This window comes from Paenibacillus xylanexedens (genome assembly GCF_007680605.1).
In the GTDB taxonomy this organism is placed as follows: domain Bacteria; phylum Bacillota; class Bacilli; order Paenibacillales; family Paenibacillaceae; genus Paenibacillus; species Paenibacillus xylanexedens_B.
Genome location: NZ_VEIO01000001.1, coordinates 171,418 through 194,620, shown reverse-complemented (window position 1 = coordinate 194,620; position 23,203 = coordinate 171,418). Strand labels below are relative to the sequence as shown.

28 protein-coding genes are annotated in these 23,203 nt (G+C 45.9%); 2 read left to right on the top strand and 26 right to left on the bottom strand.

Going from position 1 to position 23,203, the window contains the following annotated elements:
- Window positions 1-127: 127 nt before the first annotated feature.
- Window positions 128-397, top strand: a complete 270-nt coding sequence (locus FS818_RS01075) for a SunI/YnzG family protein (protein WP_145328834.1) — start codon at window positions 128-130, stop codon at window positions 395-397.
- A gap of 90 nt (window positions 398-487) precedes the next feature.
- Here the strand turns inward: FS818_RS01075 and FS818_RS01070 are convergent, their stop codons facing one another.
- From FS818_RS01070 to FS818_RS01010, 13 genes are all read right to left on the bottom strand, one after another.
- Window positions 488-1,666: a DUF4272 domain-containing protein gene (locus FS818_RS01070; RefSeq protein WP_145328833.1), complete on the bottom strand. Its 1,179-nt coding sequence runs from the start codon at window positions 1,664-1,666 to the stop codon at window positions 488-490.
- Between the two features lie 263 nt (window positions 1,667-1,929).
- Complete coding sequence (locus tag FS818_RS01065; RefSeq protein ID WP_145328831.1) at window positions 1,930-3,150, bottom strand: RtcB family protein; 1,221 nt, start codon at window positions 3,148-3,150, stop codon at window positions 1,930-1,932.
- 198 nt (window positions 3,151-3,348) lie between these two features.
- On the bottom strand, window positions 3,349-3,798 hold the full coding sequence (locus tag FS818_RS01060) for a GNAT family N-acetyltransferase (protein ID WP_145328829.1): 450 nt from the start codon (window positions 3,796-3,798) through the stop codon (window positions 3,349-3,351).
- Window positions 3,795-4,247, bottom strand: coding sequence for a GNAT family N-acetyltransferase (locus tag FS818_RS01055; RefSeq protein ID WP_145328827.1), 453 nt, complete (start codon window positions 4,245-4,247; stop codon window positions 3,795-3,797). Before FS818_RS01055 ends, FS818_RS01060 begins: the two co-directional genes overlap by 4 nt.
- Window positions 4,248-4,430: 183 nt before the next feature.
- The gene (locus FS818_RS01050; RefSeq protein WP_145328825.1) at window positions 4,431-6,551 is read right to left on the bottom strand and encodes an S-layer homology domain-containing protein; all 2,121 of its coding nucleotides are present in this window, start codon (window positions 6,549-6,551) and stop codon (window positions 4,431-4,433) included.
- A gap of 133 nt (window positions 6,552-6,684) precedes the next feature.
- Entirely contained in the window at window positions 6,685-9,357 is a 2,673-nt protein-coding gene (locus tag FS818_RS01045; protein ID WP_186375388.1) for a winged helix-turn-helix domain-containing protein, read from the bottom strand.
- A gap of 172 nt (window positions 9,358-9,529) precedes the next feature.
- Window positions 9,530-10,066, bottom strand: a complete 537-nt coding sequence (pgsA, locus tag FS818_RS01040) for a CDP-diacylglycerol--glycerol-3-phosphate 3-phosphatidyltransferase (RefSeq protein ID WP_145328821.1) — start codon at window positions 10,064-10,066, stop codon at window positions 9,530-9,532.
- Window positions 10,066-10,800, bottom strand: coding sequence for an SDR family NAD(P)-dependent oxidoreductase (locus FS818_RS01035; RefSeq protein ID WP_260989762.1), 735 nt, complete (start codon window positions 10,798-10,800; stop codon window positions 10,066-10,068). Before FS818_RS01035 ends, pgsA begins: the two co-directional genes overlap by 1 nt.
- A gap of 40 nt (window positions 10,801-10,840) precedes the next feature.
- The gene (locus tag FS818_RS01030) at window positions 10,841-11,581 is read right to left on the bottom strand and encodes a class I SAM-dependent methyltransferase (RefSeq protein WP_145328819.1); all 741 of its coding nucleotides are present in this window, start codon (window positions 11,579-11,581) and stop codon (window positions 10,841-10,843) included.
- Between the two features lie 269 nt (window positions 11,582-11,850).
- Window positions 11,851-12,234: a VOC family protein gene (locus FS818_RS01025; protein ID WP_145328817.1), complete on the bottom strand. Its 384-nt coding sequence runs from the start codon at window positions 12,232-12,234 to the stop codon at window positions 11,851-11,853.
- 171 nt (window positions 12,235-12,405) lie between these two features.
- Window positions 12,406-12,930, bottom strand: a complete 525-nt coding sequence (locus FS818_RS01020) for a YfiT family bacillithiol transferase (protein WP_145328816.1) — start codon at window positions 12,928-12,930, stop codon at window positions 12,406-12,408.
- A gap of 69 nt (window positions 12,931-12,999) precedes the next feature.
- Window positions 13,000-13,542, bottom strand: a complete 543-nt coding sequence (locus FS818_RS01015) for a GNAT family N-acetyltransferase (protein WP_145328814.1) — start codon at window positions 13,540-13,542, stop codon at window positions 13,000-13,002.
- Between the two features lie 18 nt (window positions 13,543-13,560).
- Entirely contained in the window at window positions 13,561-14,238 is a 678-nt protein-coding gene (locus tag FS818_RS01010) for a class I SAM-dependent methyltransferase (RefSeq protein ID WP_145328812.1), read from the bottom strand.
- A 164-nt stretch (window positions 14,239-14,402) separates the two neighbouring features.
- Here FS818_RS01010 and FS818_RS01005 point away from each other — a divergent pair, with 164 nt between their 5' ends.
- A complete protein-coding gene (locus FS818_RS01005) occupies window positions 14,403-15,176 on the top strand; it encodes a sporulation protein (protein WP_145328810.1) in 774 nt (257 codons plus the stop codon).
- 74 nt (window positions 15,177-15,250) lie between these two features.
- Here the strand turns inward: FS818_RS01005 and FS818_RS01000 are convergent, their stop codons facing one another.
- The 13 genes from FS818_RS01000 to FS818_RS00940 all read right to left on the bottom strand — a co-directional run bounded on the left by FS818_RS01000 (window position 15,251) and on the right by FS818_RS00940 (window position 23,185).
- On the bottom strand, window positions 15,251-15,532 hold the full coding sequence (locus FS818_RS01000; RefSeq protein ID WP_145328808.1) for a hypothetical protein: 282 nt from the start codon (window positions 15,530-15,532) through the stop codon (window positions 15,251-15,253).
- 19 nt (window positions 15,533-15,551) lie between these two features.
- Window positions 15,552-16,121, bottom strand: a complete 570-nt coding sequence (locus tag FS818_RS00995; RefSeq protein WP_145328806.1) for a DMP19 family protein — start codon at window positions 16,119-16,121, stop codon at window positions 15,552-15,554.
- Between the two features lie 195 nt (window positions 16,122-16,316).
- The gene (locus FS818_RS00990; protein WP_123065151.1) at window positions 16,317-16,487 is read right to left on the bottom strand and encodes a YHYH domain-containing protein; all 171 of its coding nucleotides are present in this window, start codon (window positions 16,485-16,487) and stop codon (window positions 16,317-16,319) included.
- A 115-nt stretch (window positions 16,488-16,602) separates the two neighbouring features.
- Window positions 16,603-17,388, bottom strand: a complete 786-nt coding sequence (locus FS818_RS00985) for a Cof-type HAD-IIB family hydrolase (RefSeq protein ID WP_145328804.1) — start codon at window positions 17,386-17,388, stop codon at window positions 16,603-16,605.
- Window positions 17,389-17,415: 27 nt separating this feature from the next.
- Window positions 17,416-17,778, bottom strand: a complete 363-nt coding sequence (locus FS818_RS00980; RefSeq protein ID WP_145328802.1) for a DUF3139 domain-containing protein — start codon at window positions 17,776-17,778, stop codon at window positions 17,416-17,418.
- Between the two features lie 22 nt (window positions 17,779-17,800).
- Window positions 17,801-19,387, bottom strand: a complete 1,587-nt coding sequence (locus tag FS818_RS00975) for a PH domain-containing protein (RefSeq protein WP_145328800.1) — start codon at window positions 19,385-19,387, stop codon at window positions 17,801-17,803.
- A complete protein-coding gene (locus FS818_RS00970; RefSeq protein ID WP_145328798.1) occupies window positions 19,384-19,923 on the bottom strand; it encodes a PH domain-containing protein in 540 nt (179 codons plus the stop codon). The genes FS818_RS00975 and FS818_RS00970 overlap by 4 nt, the downstream gene beginning before the upstream one ends.
- 135 nt (window positions 19,924-20,058) lie before the next feature.
- On the bottom strand, window positions 20,059-20,619 hold the full coding sequence (locus FS818_RS00965) for a GNAT family N-acetyltransferase (protein ID WP_260984468.1): 561 nt from the start codon (window positions 20,617-20,619) through the stop codon (window positions 20,059-20,061).
- Between the two features lie 60 nt (window positions 20,620-20,679).
- Window positions 20,680-21,129, bottom strand: coding sequence for a YhfM domain-containing protein (locus FS818_RS00960; RefSeq protein WP_145328794.1), 450 nt, complete (start codon window positions 21,127-21,129; stop codon window positions 20,680-20,682).
- Window positions 21,126-21,308 (bottom strand): hypothetical protein, encoded by a 183-nt coding sequence (locus tag FS818_RS00955; RefSeq protein WP_145328792.1) that lies wholly within the window; start codon window positions 21,306-21,308, stop codon window positions 21,126-21,128. The genes FS818_RS00960 and FS818_RS00955 overlap by 4 nt, the downstream gene beginning before the upstream one ends.
- A 30-nt stretch (window positions 21,309-21,338) precedes the next feature.
- Window positions 21,339-21,794, bottom strand: a complete 456-nt coding sequence (locus FS818_RS00950; protein WP_145328790.1) for a zinc dependent phospholipase C family protein — start codon at window positions 21,792-21,794, stop codon at window positions 21,339-21,341.
- A 51-nt stretch (window positions 21,795-21,845) separates the two neighbouring features.
- Window positions 21,846-22,634, bottom strand: coding sequence for a hypothetical protein (locus FS818_RS00945; RefSeq protein WP_145328788.1), 789 nt, complete (start codon window positions 22,632-22,634; stop codon window positions 21,846-21,848).
- 98 nt (window positions 22,635-22,732) lie between these two features.
- A complete protein-coding gene (locus FS818_RS00940; RefSeq protein ID WP_145328786.1) occupies window positions 22,733-23,185 on the bottom strand; it encodes an NUDIX hydrolase in 453 nt (150 codons plus the stop codon).
- Window positions 23,186-23,203: the final 18 nt, after the last annotated feature.

Genomic DNA, 23,203 nt, shown 5'->3' with positions numbered 1-23,203 from the left:
TGAATTTACTCAAACATGGTATCTTATGTTGTGATTTTTATTTGACTTCATCTTTATTAATTAGGAATTTTTAGCCAAAAATGATAAACTGGAACTATTGTATACGTACAAAAAAGGAGGTCATCCAATGTTTGCTGTAAGCGCAAAACAAGTAGAAGATCAACTCATCATTCGCTGGCAGTTATCCAAATATGAAATTCCCCTCGCTCAGATCACATCTGTCACGCTGGATGATACCTATGGAGGCAGTGAACCTTCAGCCATTCGGATTGGTCCTGTCGGTGGTACAACCGAACGAATTCTGATTCGTACCACGAATCAATCATACATCTTATTTACGAATAGCGTGAATCTAATTTCTCAAATCCAGGCTATGATATCTCACACAACAAGTTAGCATGTCAATGGTTCAATTCCATAAAACAATTAAGAGCCACCGATTAGATAAAACATTCTAGTCGATGGCTCTTTTTCATTTTGATCTCATTTACGTATCCGTACGTACGTCGTCCCACGCCTGATCGAGATAACAGATGAGCCAGTTAAGTGCGCGATGCCGTTCATAAGCTACACCGGGATTCAACCCTGCAGGCGGCGCTTCGCTCTTAATCCGACTGTTCACACAGATCCAGTTGTACCGATAGATCAAGTCGGCCTCGTCCAAAATTTCATCTTTACTACGCAGAGTGGCATCCGACAGGAACTCTGCATAGCTGTCCTTTTGCTGTAAATAACCAACATCCTTACTTACGTTGCACAGCTCAGTAGGTGGAGTCAATTCTTCCACGTACCCTAGCGCCCACAGCATAACATGATATGCCTCATATCCCCAAGAGAAGCGAATGACCTCTTGCTGCTGTGCTCCATGTTGATTCAGAAAAGACTTTTCATCCGGAGAAAAGAAGGCGGAAGCATCATACTTGTCGATAACTTCCTGCACAAGCGCAGCGGTATCATCGTCACTCTCACCTGCTCCCAGGCACTCACCTTTTAGGGCAGCTATACAGAGAGCTACAGCACGCTGCGCAACCTCTTCCTTCGTTCGAATCGTTGTGTCCTGCTCACCTGCTCTTGCTGGCAGATTGGCATTATACGGAACACCTTGCGCCGCTAAACGCTGCTCTGAACGTGCCTTGCGCTCCACAGCGTCCACTGAGGGTGGACGAGTGTCATCCAGATAACTCGTGTGTGCAGTTACCGTGTAATCCTCTACCTCGGATTCGCCGTTTACATCCAGAAGCAGCTGACCCTGAGCATTCAGCAGGGAGCCACCTCCCCAGAAAATGACGGCATCCAGCGCTTCAGCCAGTTGTAATAACTCGTTAAAGAACTCTTCCGAGATATCTTCTTCTGTCTCGATGCCGATCACCATGTTCAGGGTGGAGCATTTAATCAGTACCTTTTCCTGAAGCGCAACATTACGCCCTTCAATCTGACTCATAAACCCAAGCATACCTTGAATCATCGTGCCGAACTCCTCGGGATGCGTCTGGCTGGTCATGATATTGAAGCCCTTTGTTTTTTTGCTAAACCATTTCTTCTGGATCACCTGTATGTGTGTCTGATCTTCTCTACGCTGAATGGCGGCCCCGGGATAGATGGATTGAATGATTTCATATAACTGATCCAGGTCAAACTGGGAGCTGTATATCGCACAGTTTCTCATTGCGTGTTCGCCCTCCTTCTTGTGTCTGAATTCTAGTTAAGTTAGACTAGAGATTTTACACAAGCCACTCCAAAGACAGAACAACCTTCCAATCGCTGTTATCCCCAGATTTTTGTGATTCCCTTTACAAAGGGGAAAACCCGGTGATAAAGGCGACCGCTACGCTTCTTCAGGTTTTTTCTTTCTTCTCCGTTAATGTGTAAAAAATAGTTCAACTTATATAGTTTTTCAAAAAATAATACGTGCCCCGGATTGATCTTCGATTAATCCTTGTAGGGGTCAAATTCATTGCCGCCAGCCATCGCTACGCCTACCGGGCGCAGGATATGATTGATTTTGAGCGTATTCGCGTGCGCATTGAGCACGTCTTGCAATTTTTTGTAGACAAACGGGCTTTCATCTGTGCCAGCTCCGCGGAGCTCCACGCCATATGCTCGAATGGCGGCTTGCATCTGTTCTTCACTAATTTCGCCGCCCATACGCGTGCGAAGTTTGTAATTCATTTTGCCTGCTGCCTGCGTACGACTCATGATTCGTCCTGCCCCGTGAACCGTACTGCGGAAGGACTCGGCATTCTCCTCACTATGGATGCCCTCTACAATAACCGAAATATCCCCCATACTCCCGCCGACAAAGCCAAGCTGGCCAGGTGCCAGCGGTGTCGCTCCTTTACGAACGACGACGACCTCCTCGCCCATATGCTGCTCTTTCCACGCAAAGTTATGATGATTATGTACGGCATATTCAGCACTCGCTCCGAGGATATCCAGCACCTGCTCAATCACGTAATCCCTTCCGGCATAGGCATAACGACCTGCCAGCGTCATACCTGCCCAATACATATCACCCATTTCACTGTTCAGGTCAAACAGGGTCGGCGGCTGATCCATTGATTCACCCGGTGCTTTGCCACCGAACTCTCGTCCAGCCGCCAGATTAAGGAATCCACTCGCCACCTTATGCCCAAAGCCACGGCTGCCAAAATGATTGGCAATCCATACCTTGCCCGTCTGCTCTTCCACAAAAATATCGACAAAATGATTGCCGCTACCGACGGTTCCGAGTTGATTCCGCGCGAGTGTCTTCAACTTCTGTTGCAATCCGCCTGCGATGGTATCGAAGAGCTTCCAGTTCGGATCGTCGAACAGCTCATGCTCCACCGGTTTTGGATTGTTCCGGCCTACGCCGAATGAGATCGTTGTATTAATATCATCCATAACGACCGCAATCCGGTCACGAATATCGTCCCACATCAGGTTCGTGCGCACTGCTTTGTTACCACAGGCAATATCGTATCCCACTCCTGACGGACTGACCATGTTGCGATAAGCAACCACTCCGCCAATCGGTTGCGAATATCCCTTGTGATGATCGGCCATTAAGGCCACGCCCAGCACATCTCCATATTTTGAACAAGTCACCGCCTGACTGACGGCGTTCTCCAGCGGTTCCCCCCAGACTTTGATGTTATCCACGATACGCATATTCGGTAACCTCCTACGTATTCTTTTTCCTAAAGTTTAACAAAAATCTATCCTTCCCGATATGCTCCTAAAGTATAGGTGTAGGATACGCTATACGGCTGTACAGAGTTCCCACCCTTCCGTTGGAACACAGAAAAAGAGAGCGTCCGCCAAGGGCTCACTCCCTTTTTTACCGTGTTATAGAAAACATACTGCCTTTTATAAATGTTTTCGGTATCCCTGAACCTTCTCGTCGCCAAAGCCCAGTTTCTCATAAAATCGATGGGCTTCCTTGCGCTGATCTCCAGACACCAGAATGATGTACGCACATCCCAGATCTTTGGCAATATGTTCGAGCTTAAGCATGAGCTTCTGTCCAACGCCCTGCCTGCGAACCCGTTCGGAGACAATGACATTTTCCACGACCATAAACGGCTCGCAAGAACCCATCAGATCCATGCATTCAACCCCCATAACCGATCCCACAAGTTTGTCCTGATCATAGGCTCCAAGCACATAGTAGTGACCCTGTTTCTTCATTTGCTGAAACGTCTTTTGCATTTGCTGCGCATTCATCTGCTGTTCATTGGGAGGTGTACCCATCAATTCATGATACAGCTGGTTTAACGCAGGCAAATCCTGCGGTTCAATCTGTTTAATTGTAATCATCGTGATGCCTCTGCTCCTTCTGATCTGACGAGATCCTTCTTGAAATAGTAGTGTTGGTATCCTGTAGGTGCATTCTCGATCATCGTCATCAGCTCGTATCCGTGTTTTTGGTAAAATTCGGGGGCCTGGTAGGAGAACGTATTCAGCATAATGAAATCACACTGCTTCTCCCGGGCCAAACGCTCTACCTCCTGTAGCAGTTTCGTTCCATACCCTTTGTGCCTCTCTTTGGCATCAACCCACAAGATATCTAGCTCGACCCAGTTCCAGCATAAGGTGCTAAGTACCCCTGCTACAATCTGCCCTGCCTCGTTTCGAATATGAAAATGAAGCTCCTCGTATCTGTTCCTTAAAGCCTCGCTCACATGTGCCGCATTGTAGGCGACCAATTGCTGGCGGACATAGGCTGAATCTTCTTCGGTACTTGGTGTAATGTTGGTAAGTGGCATACCTGTACTCCCTTCTCCGTTCTACAATAATCAAAATTAGAATCTACTGTCTATGTATCGCATATTATCACTTAACGTTATCTCACTCATCTTATACTATATTACACAAAATGGAAACAACGCACCTTCCTATTAGGAAAGTGCGTCTGTTATCGTTCCATTCAAATTAGACTACGATATGCTCTACTGGGCTTCTCTCAGATAAACCTCTACATAACCCCCGCCCGTCATACCCAACGGATCTGTAGCCATTACCCATATTCGTACAGGCGTATTACTTGTCCCTAATGCTGTGACGTATAATTTCTGTCCAACCATTCGAACGGTTGCTAATTGTTCGTCAGGAGACTCCGCTTCTAACACAAGTGTCGAGCTGTCGTCATCCTCATCTCTAAACATGTAGGACAAGTCTATCTCGATTTCATCCCCACCTACATAAGCCGTACTTCCTGCTGGTGCCTCGATTAATTCAGGTGGAGCACCATCAAAAACATATATCAGTTCTTCTTTTAGTCGTAGTGCTTGGTGCGTTATGGAATCTGGTTCTTTTCTGAGGTCAATCTGATTCGAATTTAACCTTACATCTTCCAATTTCGTTAAGTCAACCAGACCGCCCGGAATATGAACAAGCTGATTGTTTTGCATGTACAATGCTTGCAAGGAATTCAACCCTGTCACGTCCAGCGCAGTAAGCTCATTATTTCTCAAATTTAGATAATGCAAATTCTCAAGTCCTGTGACATTGATTTCACTCAAACGGTTCCCCGACAGATCAAGCCACTCTAAATGTTCGAACCCGGAAGCATCGGCTTTGCTTATGTTATTGCCAGATAGATCAATTTCTACGACATTTAATCCTTTAAATATATCGACACCTGTCAGATCGGAAATCCCAGCCTCTCTTGCATACAACCCTCCCTGAGTCTGGATAAGAGCCTCGGCTAATTCCACTTTGGTCAGCGGAGCATCCAGATCCTTTTGTAGCCAAAATGCTATAGCTCCAGCCAAATGCGTGTCAGGGAATTGACGTTTAATCGTATTCACTTGTACGGTAACCTGGAGTTGTGCCGTTACACTGGCGCCTTGTTCATCTGTAGCTTGAATGGTCAGCATCGTCTGACCAGCAGCCCGCGGTGCAAGTCGAATTACTGAGTCCGTCACAGTAGCGGATACCAGGTTCTCATCTCCCGACAAGACAGCGAACTTCAATGGCCCGCCCTCTGGATCGCTGAAATAAGAAGAGGCCTGCAAGTCCTTCGAAGCGTGATCCAACGTTAATTCCTGAGCAGGCAAACCTCCCGGATTAACGATTGGAGCACGATTATTGCTTCCTGGATTCGATGGATTGGTTGGGTTCGTTGGGTTCGTTGGGTTCGTCGGATTGGGAGGGTCTGATGGGACAGACGGATTACCCGGATTAACTGATCGTCCGCTTTCTCCACCTGTTGTTCCGCCCGGCATCGTACCAGTATTACTGTTGTTGTTCACCGTAGCATTTCCATTGCCCACTGTTCCTGTAATTGTACCTTGGGTCTCCGTTACTTTGCCTGGAATATCGTTTGACCCCTGCGAATTGGAACCTTCTTGCTCTGAACTTGCTGCCTCCAATACTTGAATCGTATCTGTTGCTCGTAACGCAATGACAGCCATCTCTTGTCTGGACGTAGAGCGTTTCGGTGCAAAATACCCATTTTCTCCCTTGAGAAGACCTAATTCAACGGCCTGCTGCACACTGGGCAAAGCCCAGGTGCTAATATCCTTGCTATCCTTAAATGATAATGATTGCTGTCCATTAGATGCCCCATCATACCCTTTCACCTTAAGTGCCCGAATCATCGTAACAGCGAGCTGTTCTCTCGTCACTACATCATTCGCCCGGAACGTACCATCAGGATACCCATTCATAATGCCAATTAAGTGAAGAGCATAGATATAAGATTCGTTCGAACTTGTACGCTCTAAGTCTTTAAATAGCTGTTTCGGTCGTTGGTCTGAAGACGAGACCTTGATCTCCAGAAGCTGAGACAGCATATGTGCAAGTTCTCCTCTTGTCATGGGTGAACCTGGATTAAAACGACCTGTTCCGTCGGGAAGAATCCATTGTTGCTGGGTAGCTTTTTCAATAGCTTGCTGGGCCCAAGGAGCAGCCTGACGCAAGTCCTGAATACTTTTCGCATCCTCCGCGGCACTTACTGTTCCCGGAGCACCAACGAGAGTAAGCGACAACACGGCGGCTATATACGGCGCAACTTTATTCCAACGGTGTTCAGAGTAACCTTTAGAATTGAATCTACGAATAGACATTTATTAACACAACCTCCTACAGAATTTTATCGCTAACGACACCGAAAATTCACAGCGTTATTTCGTTAGATTCATTGTAGAAGAGACCACATCGTCCAGACAGTCTACAAAAAAGTAGACATTGTTTCACACCTTATAATAAGCCCCGTTGCTCAGCAATTTGTACCGCGTGCGTACGACTGCTTGCTCCAAGCTTGGCAAACACGCGGCGTATATGTGTATTTACTGTGCCGGGTGATATCCCAAATTCGGCTGCAATCTGCTTGCTGGTCAGACCTTCTGCAATATGACCAAATATTTTCTGCTCCATGGGACTCAGTCCCACTTCCTTCTGCTCATGCTTGGCATCATCTAGCCCTGAACGGCCCCGCACCTTTTGGTTTTGGACAAAAGCAGAGAGTAATTGCTTCACATAAGTTAATTTCACTCCATCTTCCGAGATGGCCATCTTACGGCGAAGCACCAAATACTGCTGAAGTAGCCATCTTACCGGCTCCCCTTCGGCAACAAATGAACGAATATATCCTTCAGGTTCTCCCAAAATAAGAGCACGCGATAAAGCTACAACACCAGCATCTAGATTCCCCTGCTTCTGCAACATCACGGACTCTAACAGGGCACATTCAATCTGCTCTGTCAACAGATCACGTTTTTCAGCGTGTTCTCGAACTCGTTGCAGTTCCTCTTGCGCGTAATCATACTGCTCAAGAATCACGGCTGCACGGATTCGAATCATCCACTGAAATAGTTGATCACAACTCATTTCAATGAGCATTTGTTGTTCGTCTACCGGATTAGCGAGTATGTGCGTGGCCGTGTCCACAGGGCTCTGCTCAAGCCATATTCGATTACGATGTGCTTCCAATACAGATTTCCAGTACTCTGTATCCTTCTCGGACAGCAGACTCTCAGCCTGCTGCAACAGCTTTACCCCTTCCTCAGGTCTACCTGAATGTAATTCAAGCCTAGCTTTCAATACATATACAGGAACAAGTAGTGCCGCCACTTTAATCTGCAAGGCCACTTCAAGAGCTCGTTCCGCATACTTCACTGCTTCGGATAACTGCCCCTGTTCCATCAAAACCTCACCATATCCTGCTCCATAGTAGGACGTTACATAGGCAGGTTCATCATACCAGCGCTTTGTAATAGCTCCAAAACAAGCTTCAGCTCTCCTCAAGTAACCATTAACGCCGTGAAAACTTCTCACACGCATGCTCTCTCTTCGATCGTAGTCCATATACTGAAATGCGATATCATCAGGATAGCCCTGATCAATATAAGACACCAGATACGCAGAAAGTCCTTCTAAATCCCGGTTAAGATACGCCATATAAGCTCTCATGACACAGATCACTTGTAGCAAATATTCGATAATCTCTGGTGCTACCTGTCCTTGGAGATGCACGCGGATGACATGCTCGAGCTCATCCAGTTGTTTCACCATCTCCCCGTAAGGCATTTCACGCGCAACTAGAAACAGATAAGACATATATAATTTAGGACGAGCCTTCACCATTTCCAGCGGCAGAACATCAAAATATTTACGAAGTGTCCACCACTCTCCCATAATGAAATGGGCAAACAGCTCTTCCAGCAATCTTGCAGCATCCTCCATATGTAGCCCAAAAATATAATGATCCAGCGCTTCAGAGGGATATCCGTTATGTTCATACCAAAGTGCGGCCAAACCATGTAATTCATTGCCCAACTCTGAGCGATTACGTGTTAGCTCACGCTTCAGGAATGCCGAAAACAAATGATGATAACGATACCATTCCCCTTCCCGATCCAGCGGGATAAGAAAAAGATGTTCCTTCTCCAGCTGCCTTAACAACTGTGGAGCTTCCTCCAAACCACTTAACACCTGACCTAAACGGCTGTTCATCCTTCTTGTTATCGCAGTTCGAAGTAAAAAGCGCTGCATTTCTGGTGACTGACGTTGAAATACCTCTTCAAGCAAATAATCCGAGATGTTTCTGTTTCCCGTTTCTGCATCCATGGAGCGAGATGGGAATGAGGAGAGGAAGGTCATTGAATTTTTCACCGAGTCTGCTGCCCCTAGTGTGTGAGATAAAGCAAGCAATTTCAACCCGGCCGCCCACCCCTCCGTCTGCTGTACCCACCCAAGTGCATCCTTGCTGGCATGCTCGATACGCATCACGTTCTGGCAAAAGTCAATGCCTTCTTCCGCTGTAAACGCAAGTTCCTGAAGGGTAAGTTGCTTCAATTCCCCTCTCAGCCGTAGCTTCTCCAGCTTAAACGGAGGATACGTCCGACTCGATATGACCAGATGGATAGACAAAGGAAGATTTTCAATAAAATCCTGCATCTGCGAATGAATATCCGGCTGTGTTATCACATGGTAATCATCCAAAATAAGCATCGTATGCTGATCACTCTGGGCAACACGATTCAACAGCAAAATTAGTGCTGCTCTCGGCTCGATTGGATAGCGTTGCAAGAAATAAGGCAGAACCTCCCCGCATAACCCCTGTCTCACGCGGTCCAACGCATGAATAATGTAAAGCCAAAACTGAAGTGGATCTTGATCCTTCTCATCCAGACAGACACAAGCCGCATGCCCTGCGGCTTTTCTCAGCCAACTCCCCAGCAGTGTTGATTTTCCCGAACCGGCAGGAGCAGTCAACAGCGTCATCTTGGATTGCATAACTTCATCGTATTGCGAGCTGAGCCTTGGACGATCCATGGTATCCACTGGTAAAGGGGGAAATTCCAGTTTGTTTGTCAAAATCATAAATTGAAGCCAGTCGCCGTGGAAACCAGCCGTTTGTTCTTGCTGCATGTAGTCCTCCTGAACCCGCACTGAGGTGCACATTATAGAAATCGTTGTATGTACATTTAGATATTCTAAGTATACAGGGAACAACGTCGATATCGCACACGATTTTATACAAAAACAAAGACAAATAACCCTGCACAGAAGTACAGGGCAAAAGAGACGTTTATTTACCTTTTTATCTCAATAACTTCAAATTGACGATGATATAATTCAACCCGGATAACAGCGTAACACCCGTCGCAATCCATATCAAAATCATATCTATTCTCAAATCTGTAAAAGTACTAAATATCACATGATGAAGTAAAACGGTAAGGATTGCAACGACTTGAAGAACCATTTTTATTTTTCCATACTGATCAGCAGCAAGTGCGATTCCCTGTTCTGCGGCTACCATACGCAAGGCAGTGATTACAATTTCACGTGCAATAATAACAACTGCAACCCACGAGCTAATCATATTCACCTGAACCATCATAATAAGTGCTACTGAAATGAGAAGCTTGTCTGCAAGTGGATCGAGCAACTTACCCAACCTAGTCACCTGATTGTACTTTCTGGCAATATACCCATCCAGCTTATCCGTACAAGCGGCTAGTGCAAAAATAATTACCGCAACCATCAAACCCGGCTCCTGCTGAACGAGAAAGCATAGCATAAACAGCGGAATTAATGCGATTCTTGCCAGAGTGATCCCGTTTGCCAGATTCACTACTCCTTCGCCCCCTCCAGCAACTTCAGGATTTCCAATGCAACATCATGTGGAGATTTCAGTTGACCTAATTCATAAGCATCTCGAAATGCTCCGGACAGCGCAAATTCCTCTGTACTTTTTCCTCTCGCCACGGCCTGCAATTCCGTATCCACCATACCCGGATCAAAAGCGACGACCTCTGCCGGATTAGACTGTGAAGCTTGCTCCATCGCGACACATTGTGTGAACATATTGATTCCTGCCTTTGATGTACAATAGGTGGCCATTGAAGGAGCAGGATAACTGCCCGAAGCGGAACTCACATTAATAATTTTTCGGCGTGCCGTTATATGGTTGGTATGGTGAATAAAAGATGACGTAAGAATCATCGGCGCGGCCAAGCTAATATTCAGATGAACGCTAATCTCGTCCGCAAGACACTGATCTATGGGTTTCAACGGTTCAAGCATGGCCGCATTATTGATAAGTCCGATGCATTCCACAGAAAGAAGCGGGATCTGCTCCAATATACCCGAGATTACATCGTCGATCCCATGAATGTCTTTAAGGTCGAACTGGACATGAGTGTACCCTTTGTAGATATTGCCCAAGTCGGATGCTCCGCGTGCTATGCCGTAGACGGAGTCTCCTTTTTCCAAACAAAGTTCTGCAAGCTGTCTACCAATGCCTTTGGATGTACCTGTGATAATAAAGGTTCTGTCTCCCATATGTTTGCCGCCTTTCGATTGCATCGATCTTCTCTCTCTATGTCAGGAATGATATGTAGTCTAGTTACCCATAAAGATTTTCATTCTGTACTTGTGGTTTTCTCCACATGGTCACCCACAAAATAGGCAAACCAAAATACGGATCTTCCTGCCCCATCGCTTTCATTGGACGCAGTTCCACACACTCAAACGGGTCCTCCAGTAAATACCGAAGCTTCTCCTCCGTAAAAGCAAGTCCACCCCGCATTGACTTCTCGCGGTACACTTCCCAATCGTCCATCACATGCTCCGGGCCGCCTTGACCGCCGAATCCTGGTGCAAAACAAGTCATGCCGAACAGCCCTCCCGGCTTCAGCGCACGATGAATCATCTCAATGTAAGGAATACGCTGATGCGGTAGCAGATGGTGCAGACAGCCCGAATCATAGACCAGATCATATTCCTGCTTCGGCGTCAGATCGAACACCGAACGACATTCAAAATGTACATCCAGTTGTTCTTCCGCTACGCGCTCCTTTGCCCAGGCAATCGCAGTCTCTGACAGATCGTAGGCGTCAACCTGATATCCGTGCCCTGCTAAATACAATGCATTCCGACCGGGGCCACATCCCAACTCCAGCGCTCTGCCCCCTCTTAACCGTCCAGCTTCTACATCAGCAACCAGATTCTCGTCTGGCTTGTTTGGAAAAAACGGAATGGGTCTGTCCCGATTCTCATAGAACGGCTCCCAAAACTGCTTGGCCGATCTGAAGTCCGCATCGAGCATGTCATAGAGATCCTGCACACTTTTTATCGTTTTCTCCAAAGTCTGAATTCCTCCTGTTTTACCGCGTAAAATAGGTACTTCTCCACTACGTTCACCCTACTGTTTCACTAGTATTTTTGCATGAAATCCAACTCAATCCAATACACTTCATTATAACATTTTTAACCATTATTTTCTCTATTTCTCATGTGTGAATTTAGTAGAATATGCATTGTTTTTTCCATACAAAAAGCGGACAACATCACATGTCGTCCGCTTGAACTTCCAGCTATAAGATTACAACTGTACAGCTATAAATTCTTTTCATTTTATCCCTTGCGCTCCATCACGGCAAAGTAATTTTTTTCATTATCTGCAAAATTAAAGACACGCCCTGTCGGCATCTCTACAATCTCTCCAACCGTTACATGTTTAGCGGACAAATCGGCATATAACCGATCAAGGTCATCTGTGAAAAACATCAATGAGGGTGTCCCCAAATTTAGCTCGGCCGACATACGCGCCACGACCTCTTTATCATGCAAAATGATGCTGGTCTGTGCGTCTTTCGCAGGCGCGACTTCAATCCATCGCATACCTTCATCAAGGATGACCTCATCCACGATGTGGAATCCGGCTACCTCCGTCCAAAAAGCCAGGGATTCGTCCTGGTTATTGACGTACAGCATAACTTGGCCTAATTTGCTAAACATGTACCAACCACTCCTCTAATCAAGTTATCTCGGTATTCCTTCAATCTTAGATTGCCTTAGATTCCAATTGAGTATAACATGCATGTCCTATTTTAAGATAAACATTTTAGAGCAACTAAATTGACGTTTCATGCCACCTATACGGCGAGGAAAGTTTGCTGTAATTTCTCTCTATATTCCCAGTCGATCTCGAAGCGAAGTGATCTGGGCAACATGGTGTTTACCATGCCATGCATACAGTCCCAAACAATAATCCAGTCTCATTGTCTTATTGGATGAAGGGCTGTAGAACTGTTTAGCATAGTCATTATCCGAGAATGAGCTTAACAATGCCGACCAGCGGCGATGCAGTGCATCCAGAAGCTGAAGGGAATACTCAATATCTAAATCCCTGGAATCACTCAGTTCAGCCCAGCGCTCCTCAAAATACGGGCGAATCGTGGGCGTATCCTCTGTCAAAGCGAGCTTGAAGCGAATTACACTATTCATATGACTATCTGCCATGTGGTGAATAACCTGTTTTAGCATCCAGCCGCCGTCCCGATATGGCAAACTCAACTGTTCTTCATCAAGTCCTTTTACCGCTTCTCTCGCACGTTCAGGCAAGTCTGCAATATCTTGAATCCATTGTTGCCTTTGATCCAGCGTTACTTCACCTTCATGTGTGAACTGCCCAATCGGATATCTATAGTCCATCTTATCTCCCCCATGATCCCTGTGGATTTGTTTACTGCATATTATCACGACACCACTCACCGAGCTACTTTATAGAGTATACTCCATCAGCCAGCAATCTCTCATCTGTCCTTCATGCAGTTCATGCTGTGGTAGCTTTTTAACCCGTTTGAAGCCACACTTCTCGTAACAAGATAACGCACGTTCGTTCCACGCTTGCGGGTCCATCACGATTTTCCGGGCATGTTTCTCCTGAATCAAATATGCTGTCATAGACTTCACCAGTTGCGAGCCGATCCCCCTGTTCCAGTAATCCGTTTCCCCGATGAACTGATCCGTGCCATAGATGATTTCACCATGGTCAGCATAACCATATTCCGCACGTTCCTCTGTCTCCAGTTCATAGAACTGAATGTATCCGATTGGCCGACCTTCATATTCCACAATACACCGGGTCGCTTCATCATCTTGATCGTAAAAATGTGCTCTCACACGCTCCAGATCATGCGGCTGATCACGACCTTCGTAGTACTGCAGAACCTCCGGGTCAGACAACCATTTGACTAGAGTAGGCTCATCCTCTGTCTGTAACAGGCGAACGGTGATATCCTCCGTTTGATATAATTTGTTCACTTCAATCCTCCAATCTGCTTACCCTTTTACAGCTTTCCAGATATATTTATGTTCTCGCACCGCTATTTTTCCATCGACCGTATGTTCCTTTAACTTGGCTTTCAATTGTTCACCATACTCAGGCAGTGTATAATCCGGGTTTCCCGGAACGTCTGCAAGGAAAAGAGCAAACTCATTTTCGTCAGGAAAGACCATGAGTGCCTCATGATATTCTTCGATCTCTATCTGCTCATAACGGTTACGTTCCAACCGTTCACGCACCTTGGTTACATCTGTATGTATTCCGAATAGCAGTCCTCCTTGGAGGAGAATTCTTCCATACTCGATAATAGATGTGGGGCCCCTACGATTATAGATCAATCCGAATTGTTTATCCTGAAAAGGCGGTTCTTCCTTTGTTGTTGCACAGATAAAATCCACATTCTGAATCGTACTGGATTCCAGCCCCTTTTGGGCTATTTTAATCATCTCTTCCGAGTTATCGAACCCTGTTATATGAGCAGTATGTGCCGCCATTCTAAGAGTAAAATCGCCGTGTCCACAGCCTGCATCAAGCACCGATGTATACGCAGGCAGTAACTGGATCAGCCTCTCTTCGAACATTTCTTCTGCGGACTTCCCCTCCCATATGTACTGTGCCCGAGCTCTGTATCCACCATTACGCAGTGCAATCATATCGTACCATTCCATGCTCATAGATATCCTCCTCATCCGATAGCATTTATCTCATCCAATATTCGACAAAACCACGCTGATTCCCCTTCTTCTCTAAAAATTGAAACGCATCTATTTCATCGTCCGTATTATGCTCGAAATCATATTTTCCCCATCATAATCCATTGAATCTGGAGGTTACTTGCATGTCATTTTTCAAGAAGATGTTGGCCAGTGTTGGTGTAGGTGCAGCGAAAGTGAATACGGAATTACATACGACAGAGGTCATGCCCGGTGGAGTGCTTTCAGGAATTGTCTACATTGAAGGCGGGGATGTGCAGCAACAGGTCGATCGAATTTATCTATTAATCAAAACGCACTACATTCGGGAAAGTAATGATCGCAAAGTGAAGGAAACGGCTGTTGTCGCCAAATATCTGCTCACCGAGGGATTTACGTTACAGCCTGGTGCAAGACTGGAGAAGAGCTTTCAATTCGATCTGCCAGAAAATCTACCGATTACACTACACCGTGCGGAAGTGTGGGTGGAAACGGGGCTCGATATCTCTAGTGCAGTAGACCCCTCAGATCGGGATCTTATTCATGTTGTGCCTTCCAGACAGATGGAAACCGTTCTGGATGCCATTGATCTACTGGGATTCAAGCTTCGTGAAGTGACCAATGACTATGCTCCAAGGCTCGGTGGCAACCTGCCGTTTGTACAGGAGTTTGAGTTTGTGCCGACCAGCAAGTTCCGCGGATATTTGGACGAACTTGAAGTTCTCTTCTATCCAATGGGGGATTCTTTGGAGCTGTTAATCCAGATCGACCGTCGTGCACGAGGACTTAGCGGAATGTTATCCGAAGCCATGGGCACGGATGAGACCTATGTGCGTCTGCAACTGCACGAGAGACATCTGGAGCGTGGTGCTCGCTCCGTCGCACAAGGCTTAGAAGAGATTATATCACAGCATCTCTAGACTGCGAAAACGAAACAACATAAAGAGAACAACAGCCCTTGCTAGCATCCATCCGATGCCAGGGGCTGTTCTCTTTATCTTTTGCTCTTACCTGCAATATAAGAACGAATGACATAATACGCCATAGCAAAAAGGAACGTCCCCCCAACACTTAGGGCTATCATCAAACCGCTTCCACTTGCCACATGTCCAAAGTCAACTTGCGATGGCGCACCAGACGTTGGGAGTTGTGTACCTTGCGGAACATGCTGTAATGTTAGAACCATGCCTTGAACTACATTCCAAACTGTTAACAAAAGTATGAAAATACCCGATACGATCACCGTTTCAATTCCCACACGTTTGTTCAGACGCATTCATTTCGCCCCCTTATTCTTATAGAACGAGAAACTGCTCCAGCTGTTGCTTTAATTCATCTTTATGCTCATCTACATACTGGTACAGCAAGTCGAAACTTTCTTCATTATCCGCTTGAAAGCTTAAATGTTGACCTTCCTGCTCTACCTGCTGTAATAACTCATGGATCTGTGGCCCATGTGTCTGCAAACTTGTTGAGATGTCGTGTTCAGACAGACGCTCCACATTTTCTCTTAACTGACCTGGCGTAATCCTTTGTTCCGTCAGGAGCTGTTCCACCTTTTGCAAAATCATCGCATCTGTCTCATTGCCACTTCGCATCAACGCGCCTGTGACCTCTCTCAAATGCTGGCCGCTTGCATTCTCCAAGTAACCGGTCAATCCATTCATGGATAGTTCCGTATCCAGATCAATAATCAGTATTATGTCCCGCAGCACAACAGGCAGCTCTGAGACCTGCTCCCGAATCGTGGCGAATTCAGCCCTGTACATATCCATTGCAATGCTGCCCACGATTTCTTCACCTGACATCTCTTCGATACCAGCAAGCGGCATCAACTCCGCCAGTTCTTCCTGTAACTTGTTCATCTCACTTCTCCTTCTGTATCTCTCTATATAGCGTAGTCATGATCTGCGCCGCCACGTCTCTCCATCATACCAGAATATGCTGTATAGAAAAGAAATCGCGCCAAGTTAACATGCATTTGACTTACGAAAAATAATTCGCTGTTATGATCTTGGCATTACAAGTTTAGGGAGGGGGAAGGATGCCGCCCACCGAAACTACTTTTTCTTTTTATGATAATGGTAGCCTGTGCACAGACCTTTTTTAATCGATTTTGCAGAGCACTTGTGTCCACCGTTTTTGTCCAATCGACCCGGATGTGCATACGCCGAGGAGGATACACCGATAAGCATAACCAGCGATAACATGATAATAAAACCTTTTTTCATATCAAATTTCACCTTTCTTTTCACACCCTATGCTTTAGGGCTTTCTCATTTCACTTCATCTCATTTTACATAAAAATCCACAATATGGATATCCCTTATTCCAACTAAAGTCCTTTTATATAAGCTTGTAGTGCCTTAACGCATGGGTTATTCCATCCTCACTCGCTTTCCGTGTGACATAATCGGCACTTTGCTTGACTCGCTCTCCACCGTTCCCCATAGCAACACTTACGCCCACATAAGTTAGTAGATCTATATCGTTCTCTCCATCGCCAAAAGCCATCGTTTCCTCTCTGCGTATATTTAGGTGAGTTAGAACGATCTGAGCTGCTACAGATTTACTGACTTCACCTGCTTCAAGCACATTACAAACGTATGGATGGAATCGTACAAATCGCAAAGAGGGAAACCGTTCTTTATATTGGTTTGTTTCCTCCTCATTTGCGTATAAACACATACAGTATATCTCCTCATCCAGCGTCATGGTCTGATCCGGATATTCCATCAATCCAAGTGTCTCTCGAAGAGCATCGGTCACACGATGATCCGTCCGGCAAGTTCCGTTCATGCCTAAAGACTCCGTAAAGTAGGAAAGTGCATGTCCCTGAGACGCAGCAAAATGACTAAACTCCCTAACCATGGTTGAAGAAAGAATGGATTTATGAATAATTTCACCACGGCAAGTAACCAAAGCTCCGTTAGCTGAAATAACCGTATCTATGCCAAGATGTTTGAACTTTTCACACAGTTGATGTGGTCTGCCCGTCACAAGGATGATATGAATTCGTTTTTGGATTAACCTGCGGATGGACTCTTCGGTATCCTTGGAAAGGCTACGATCTTTTTCACTGAGCAACGTACCGTCCACATCCAAAAATACAGCTTTTATTACTTTTTTCATTAACCCTCATCCTCTTCCTCTTCTCCTCTAATGCTGGTCGTCCATTGGCTCGAAATGCTTCAGGTCTGATTTCGTTTTGCCGCTCTTCTTCGCCTCTTCCGAAATGCGGTGGCTGAACTGAATTACATCATTATGTGCAAAATATATATACTCCACATCCGGTTCATTCTTAAACTTTACTACAGCAAGGAAGGGTGGCAATTTCACACTCCAGACGCCTTCTACGGATTCAATCTCATTAGGAGAATAATGTTTCTGCTCCGTTAAATATGTCGTGACACGATGTGCATAGATCATTTTGTTAGCTTTTACATAGATAAATGGCGTGAGAATCAATAAAATCAGCGTAATGCCAATCGTCCATGATACGATCTTTTTCGTTTTACTCATCTTAACGCCCCTTTGCCTTTGTCTACCGGATCTGCACCTCGTTGGAGCGCCTCATGTACCACATCTGAAATGCGTTTGCCACGTCACCCGGTATATCGTGAACATGATGATGCATGACAGGTTTGGCACGATTTACGGTATGGATGGAAGCCAGCCCTAACTTGCGCTGCAAGGGATGACGTGTAATCTTGATTTCAATGACCTTTTCCCGTTTGGACAGAAACAGTGTCGAAGTCAGCGCACCTGAGCGAAACTGAATGAACTGATCGTTCAATGCATACCGCGTATGATAAAAATTAACCACCCTACACGTTGTAATGCACACGAGCAACAGTAGCGAAATCATCCACCATGACTGTTCCATGCTGAACAAAACCGGTTTGAAGTATGCTAGCACACCCGTTACGATGATCCACAACCAGTTTGGTTTAAGTACACGCAACCACAACGCTTTTTGCGGCAACCTCTGCATTTCCTCCGTCACATGATAGGAAGGTAGCATTTCTTCAATAATGCGATAGGCCTCTCTCACAGGTAAAAAAGGATATAGTGTGTTAATCTCCTGGCTAGCTTCACCCAAACTACCAGCGGTTGTTAGTTCTACCTCGGCAAGACCCAGCATTCTTTTCATCAGGGACTGTGTAATCTTGACGGCCTGTACACGGTCTTTCTGGATCGAGAACGATGTCTTTTCCAGCATGCCCTTCGTAATATAAATTCGCTTGTCATCGGACGTGATCTGGAAATCTCCATATTTCACAAAGGTACGAACAATGCCAAGCCCGACGGATATAAGGATCAATAGCAGGATGATCAGGCTCGTTACCCACCATGATTCAAGCCAGGATAATACAAGGCTTTCGGTTACGGTTTCGTCTGGGAAGAAATCCTTTACGGTTGAGTACAAGGAACCCAAGATCGGGATCAACACCAGAAAACTAAGTGAGGTAAACGAAGCTTTGAACACATCTTTGCGCGTAGAACGATAGTGAACGACGTGTTCGAGTTTGCCTTTAATTCCATTGGCATTGTCATTGGCATTTGCGCTTACGTCACTGCCTGCTTGTTCTTCAGTTTCGATATCCCGCTCTGCAAGTAAGCTTTTCTCATCCTGTACGTTCCGCTCATCATCCATAATTCCTTCAACTGTAGCTTGGACCTCGGATAAATGAAGGGCTACCTGCTTTTCTAACCGTTCTGCTTCAGAAACCGAAACGACCTGTAGCAGAAACGTCGCATCATCCCCCTTGATACCCGTTTCGAAGCGTATAGAGGTTACACCGAACAATCGATGTAAAAAGCTCGTATGCCGGCTCACATTTTGTACTTTCGTATACGGTATCGTTCTGCGGGTTCGACTGAATGCTCCCGTGTAGATATGGAAAGCTTTCTCATCGGCTGCATAACGTGTTGTGAACCATTTCCAGATGATAGAGATCAGCGCGATGGAAATACCGATGTAAAAGATGATTCTCGCATAGAAGACCCATGTCGAATCCGATCCTGCACGGAATACGAATAAAAACAGAATAAAGGCAAATGTGCTTTTAAGCAGATTGCCCAGACTCCACAACAAGCTGAGAGCATGATGCCGTTTCATCTCCGTCATTCATCCACCTCGTTAATCCGGGCATAATCCGCAATCTGGTTACGTAGCGCCAATGCCACATCTTCCGGCAAGGCCGGGATATGGTGGGATGAACCCATCGTTCCGATGGACACCGAGTACAGTCCGTATTTTCTCATGAGTGGCCCCTGATTGGTTGATACGGATTGCACCTTGGCCATCGGAATGACCTGATGCACCTTGTTCAATGCCCCATGCTTCAATTGCACAAACTCTGCGTTAACGCCATAAAACCAATATCGATACAACCACACGGGCTGCAAAAATATATCCCACACGGCATAACCTGCGGATATAACCGTGACTCCCCATAAAATCCAGCCGATCCACGGCCTCCAATCATACACGGAGTCCAGTATAAGCAACGCTGCCAATACCACAAAGCCTATGACGTTGTAGAGGATCGCGCTAACTCTCCACAAGCTTATAGCATGAGGGGAAAGCTTCTGTTGCGGCGGGCTCCATTCCTCTGTTCCTCTTGTTCCTGTTTTATCTGGTGCATCTGTTGTTTCTGTCATGTTGCAGTCCCTCTTCTCTTTTTGTCTTCTGTCTGTATACTTTACGATAATGCTTATGTAGCGATGCGCTTTAAGTAAAAGAAGTAAAAAAAGATGACTCCTGTTCACGTGCAGGGGGTCATCTTTTGTTTTCGTTTATTTTCCAGTAAAATCCTGTACTTCACACAACCATACCATATTTTCGCTGCCTTCGCCCCAGTAGTCCTTCACTACAACATACGGCTCTCCAAACTTCCGCCGCCACTTCCGCTGTGCGATCCGATAACCACTGTCCAGACAAAATTGGGTAATCCCCCGCTCCTGTAGTTCGGTGACCAGTGCTGTAATAAGCGCAGAAGCAATCCCCTGACCCTGCAGTTCAGGTAAAACATACAGGGAGCCCAGCGTTCCAACGTGATCCAGACGATGGCTGGTGCATTCCTGAACGACTTTCCCGCAAGGCCCATATGAAATCGTCCCCACAACCTTACCGTCTTTCCGGGCAACAAGGAAAAAGGGAGCCGTCTTCGTTGGTTCGAGATCAGGCTCATGCTGTAAAACAGCTTGTACTACAGCCTTTTTATGCTCGATCTCTTCCTGAATCTCATCCAGAAGGGAGCCGATTCCTTCCTGACGATATGCTTCTGGAATAGTTGTCTCAAAAATATGATATGCTCCATCCACATCTGCTGCCGTCAGTGTTCCGATTGTTATCAACTTGCCTGCACTCCATTCATCTATAAGCCTGTATTCATGTTGTTTGTCTGTGTGCTCCATTTAGTCCGTACGCCGCTGAATGATTTGTCTCAGTTTATTCGCGTTCTCAAGAGGGATCGTATATCCAGTCATCGTATCCTTCTGGTTTACAAGCAAACCTTGCGACTTAGGATCTGTACCCAGTGAAAGATCATACCGAGTAACGGAACCGTCTGCGTATGTGATGTTCATCTTGTACTCCGCAGCATAATCAAGTACCCCCTGCATACGCTCGGCACTGAATATCGCTTCGGTAACGATCTGAATCTCGTCAGCGCGGTCAAATTCTACATTCCGGCATGGACTTGAGGGAAAAGCCTGGTTACACGCTAACGTAATTAAGGTAGGAATCCCCTGACTCTGTTCCATTTTCTCAGCCTCTTTGGAGCCCATCTCACTCGAATTGTTGCCACCGCACGCTGCAATGAATATGACGCTGAAGAATAGAAGCAACATTCCGATATGTCTCACTTATAGGCCTCCCATTCAGCTAATAAGTCGATTAAGCGTGGGACTGTTTTTTGAACAAAAGCTTGTACAACCTCTTCCGTAATGTAACACGGAATAATGCCCGGTGCTTCCCCATGCAAAAAAGAAAACGTACGCTCCCGCCAGCCTAGAATTTCATCCGCCGTTAAACGATTTGTCATTTCAAACCCTGACGAGTTATTTAAGGCTGATCATACTTCTTCGCTCCAATTCATGGTGTGATACAGATTAAAATCAATCTGATCCGTCTCCTCGTAATATAAACGGGACAGGTCTTCCTTGGTTCGCACGACTCCCTCACGCTGGTCATGCTCACAAACCTGTTCCATGAATGTGGGATAAACACTTCGAAACCAGTAATAATCCGTCATCACATGCATGAAGTAACCGAGAACAAAGGAAGTCCAGCCTTCACTCGTGCGCTCGCTAATGTAATCACCATAAAACTTCTGGAGACGTCCGGTATAATTGTTTTCTTGCTCAGGATAAAAATGAGTATGCTGCTTGTCGTCCTTGGTCGTGCCCTCACGTATGTGAATGGCATCCGGCGCAATATTTCCGAGATAAAATGCTCCCAGGTCCAGGGGCTCAGGCAACATATCAGCCAATCGATGAGCTACACTTAGATGTACCATAGGAAGAGGCATAGACAGATCTCCTTTTTCCGTTGAAGAAATGGTTGTAAATTTAATCTCTCGTTAGCTCACCAAACCTGCCACTCTCTCGTCCTGCATCCGGTCAAACAACTTCTCCAGATCCGTATGGTACGCAGGCTGTTCCTTTACCAGCAAACGGATATATTCCGACCCACACTCGTAAAATACGAGGCGGTTAAAAGGTGCTGTATCGCCAACATGATTAGGCTCCAATCCATACTTGGCTCGAATCAAATTCTCGATATACCGCGCGAAACCTTCATTCCACTCCAACCAGCTCCAGTATTCCGCTTGCTCTTCTGTAAGAGATTGGAACAACGCCGTTCGCGCCGCCTGAATTTGCTGTAAATCCTCACTTTTCAACGCAGATAGAAGAGAATCGATTCGCCCGGCAACAGTCTCATCTTCGTACGGAAACTCATAATCGATCTCCCAGGTTACACGCTTAAGCTGGGTCATTTTATGTTTAATCTGCAGACGGTCAACAATCCGTTCCCCATATTTCCCATAGACAGAACAATGCACGTATTCATGGAACAGAAAAACCTTCTGCTCTAAATCTTTGAAAACAGACGCCGTCACGATCGCGCACATGCGATTGTCCATATGGTGTACAGGCATTGCGCCGAGACAGTCATCGGGAATATACAAGTCATCCGGTACGGTTTTGACCCATTCATACTGCCCGGTTTCAGATGAATAATCAAAGATATATAACAACGATTCGTGCGCTACAACAACCGGATGGTGTTCTGCAAAAAAAGGATGCAGGCTGACCAGCTCGGTCTGAAGCTTATTTAACTCGTTAATTTGCTGTAAAAATGTATCCATGTCTAACCCTCTCTCTTTGCAAAATGATACTCTTATCATACTAAATCAGTATCCGTAAATCACTGAGAGAAAAATGATAATATTGTGCGAAACGCTTACTAACCTTGGATATATCCCGCTTTGGACAGCACATATTTGGTGAATGGATTGATATCAGGAATCGGCTGAGTCAAGTCGAAGTACCTGAGCTCTAACCCTTCATCATCCATCACCGTCGGACTGCCCGTAATGCCCCCTGCTTCATAGATTGCCATGACATTGTATACCTCATCTCCATGCGGATAACGGTAATACATATCCTGACCCGAAAATATGGTAATCAGCTTATATGCCTCTGCTCGTAGACCAGCTTCTTCATATAATTCACGCGCAGCAGTCTCTTCCAATGATTCACCCGGTTCAAGCGAACCGCCAATAGTGCCCCAATCCAAGCTATCTGTTCGTTTCTGGAGTAGCAGGTGACCCTGCTCGTTAAACACCAGTACACATGAACCTGCCATGATCAAGGGACGTGTGCCTACCATTTTTCGCAAATCCATGATGTATCCCATGTTATCCTCCTGAGTCCA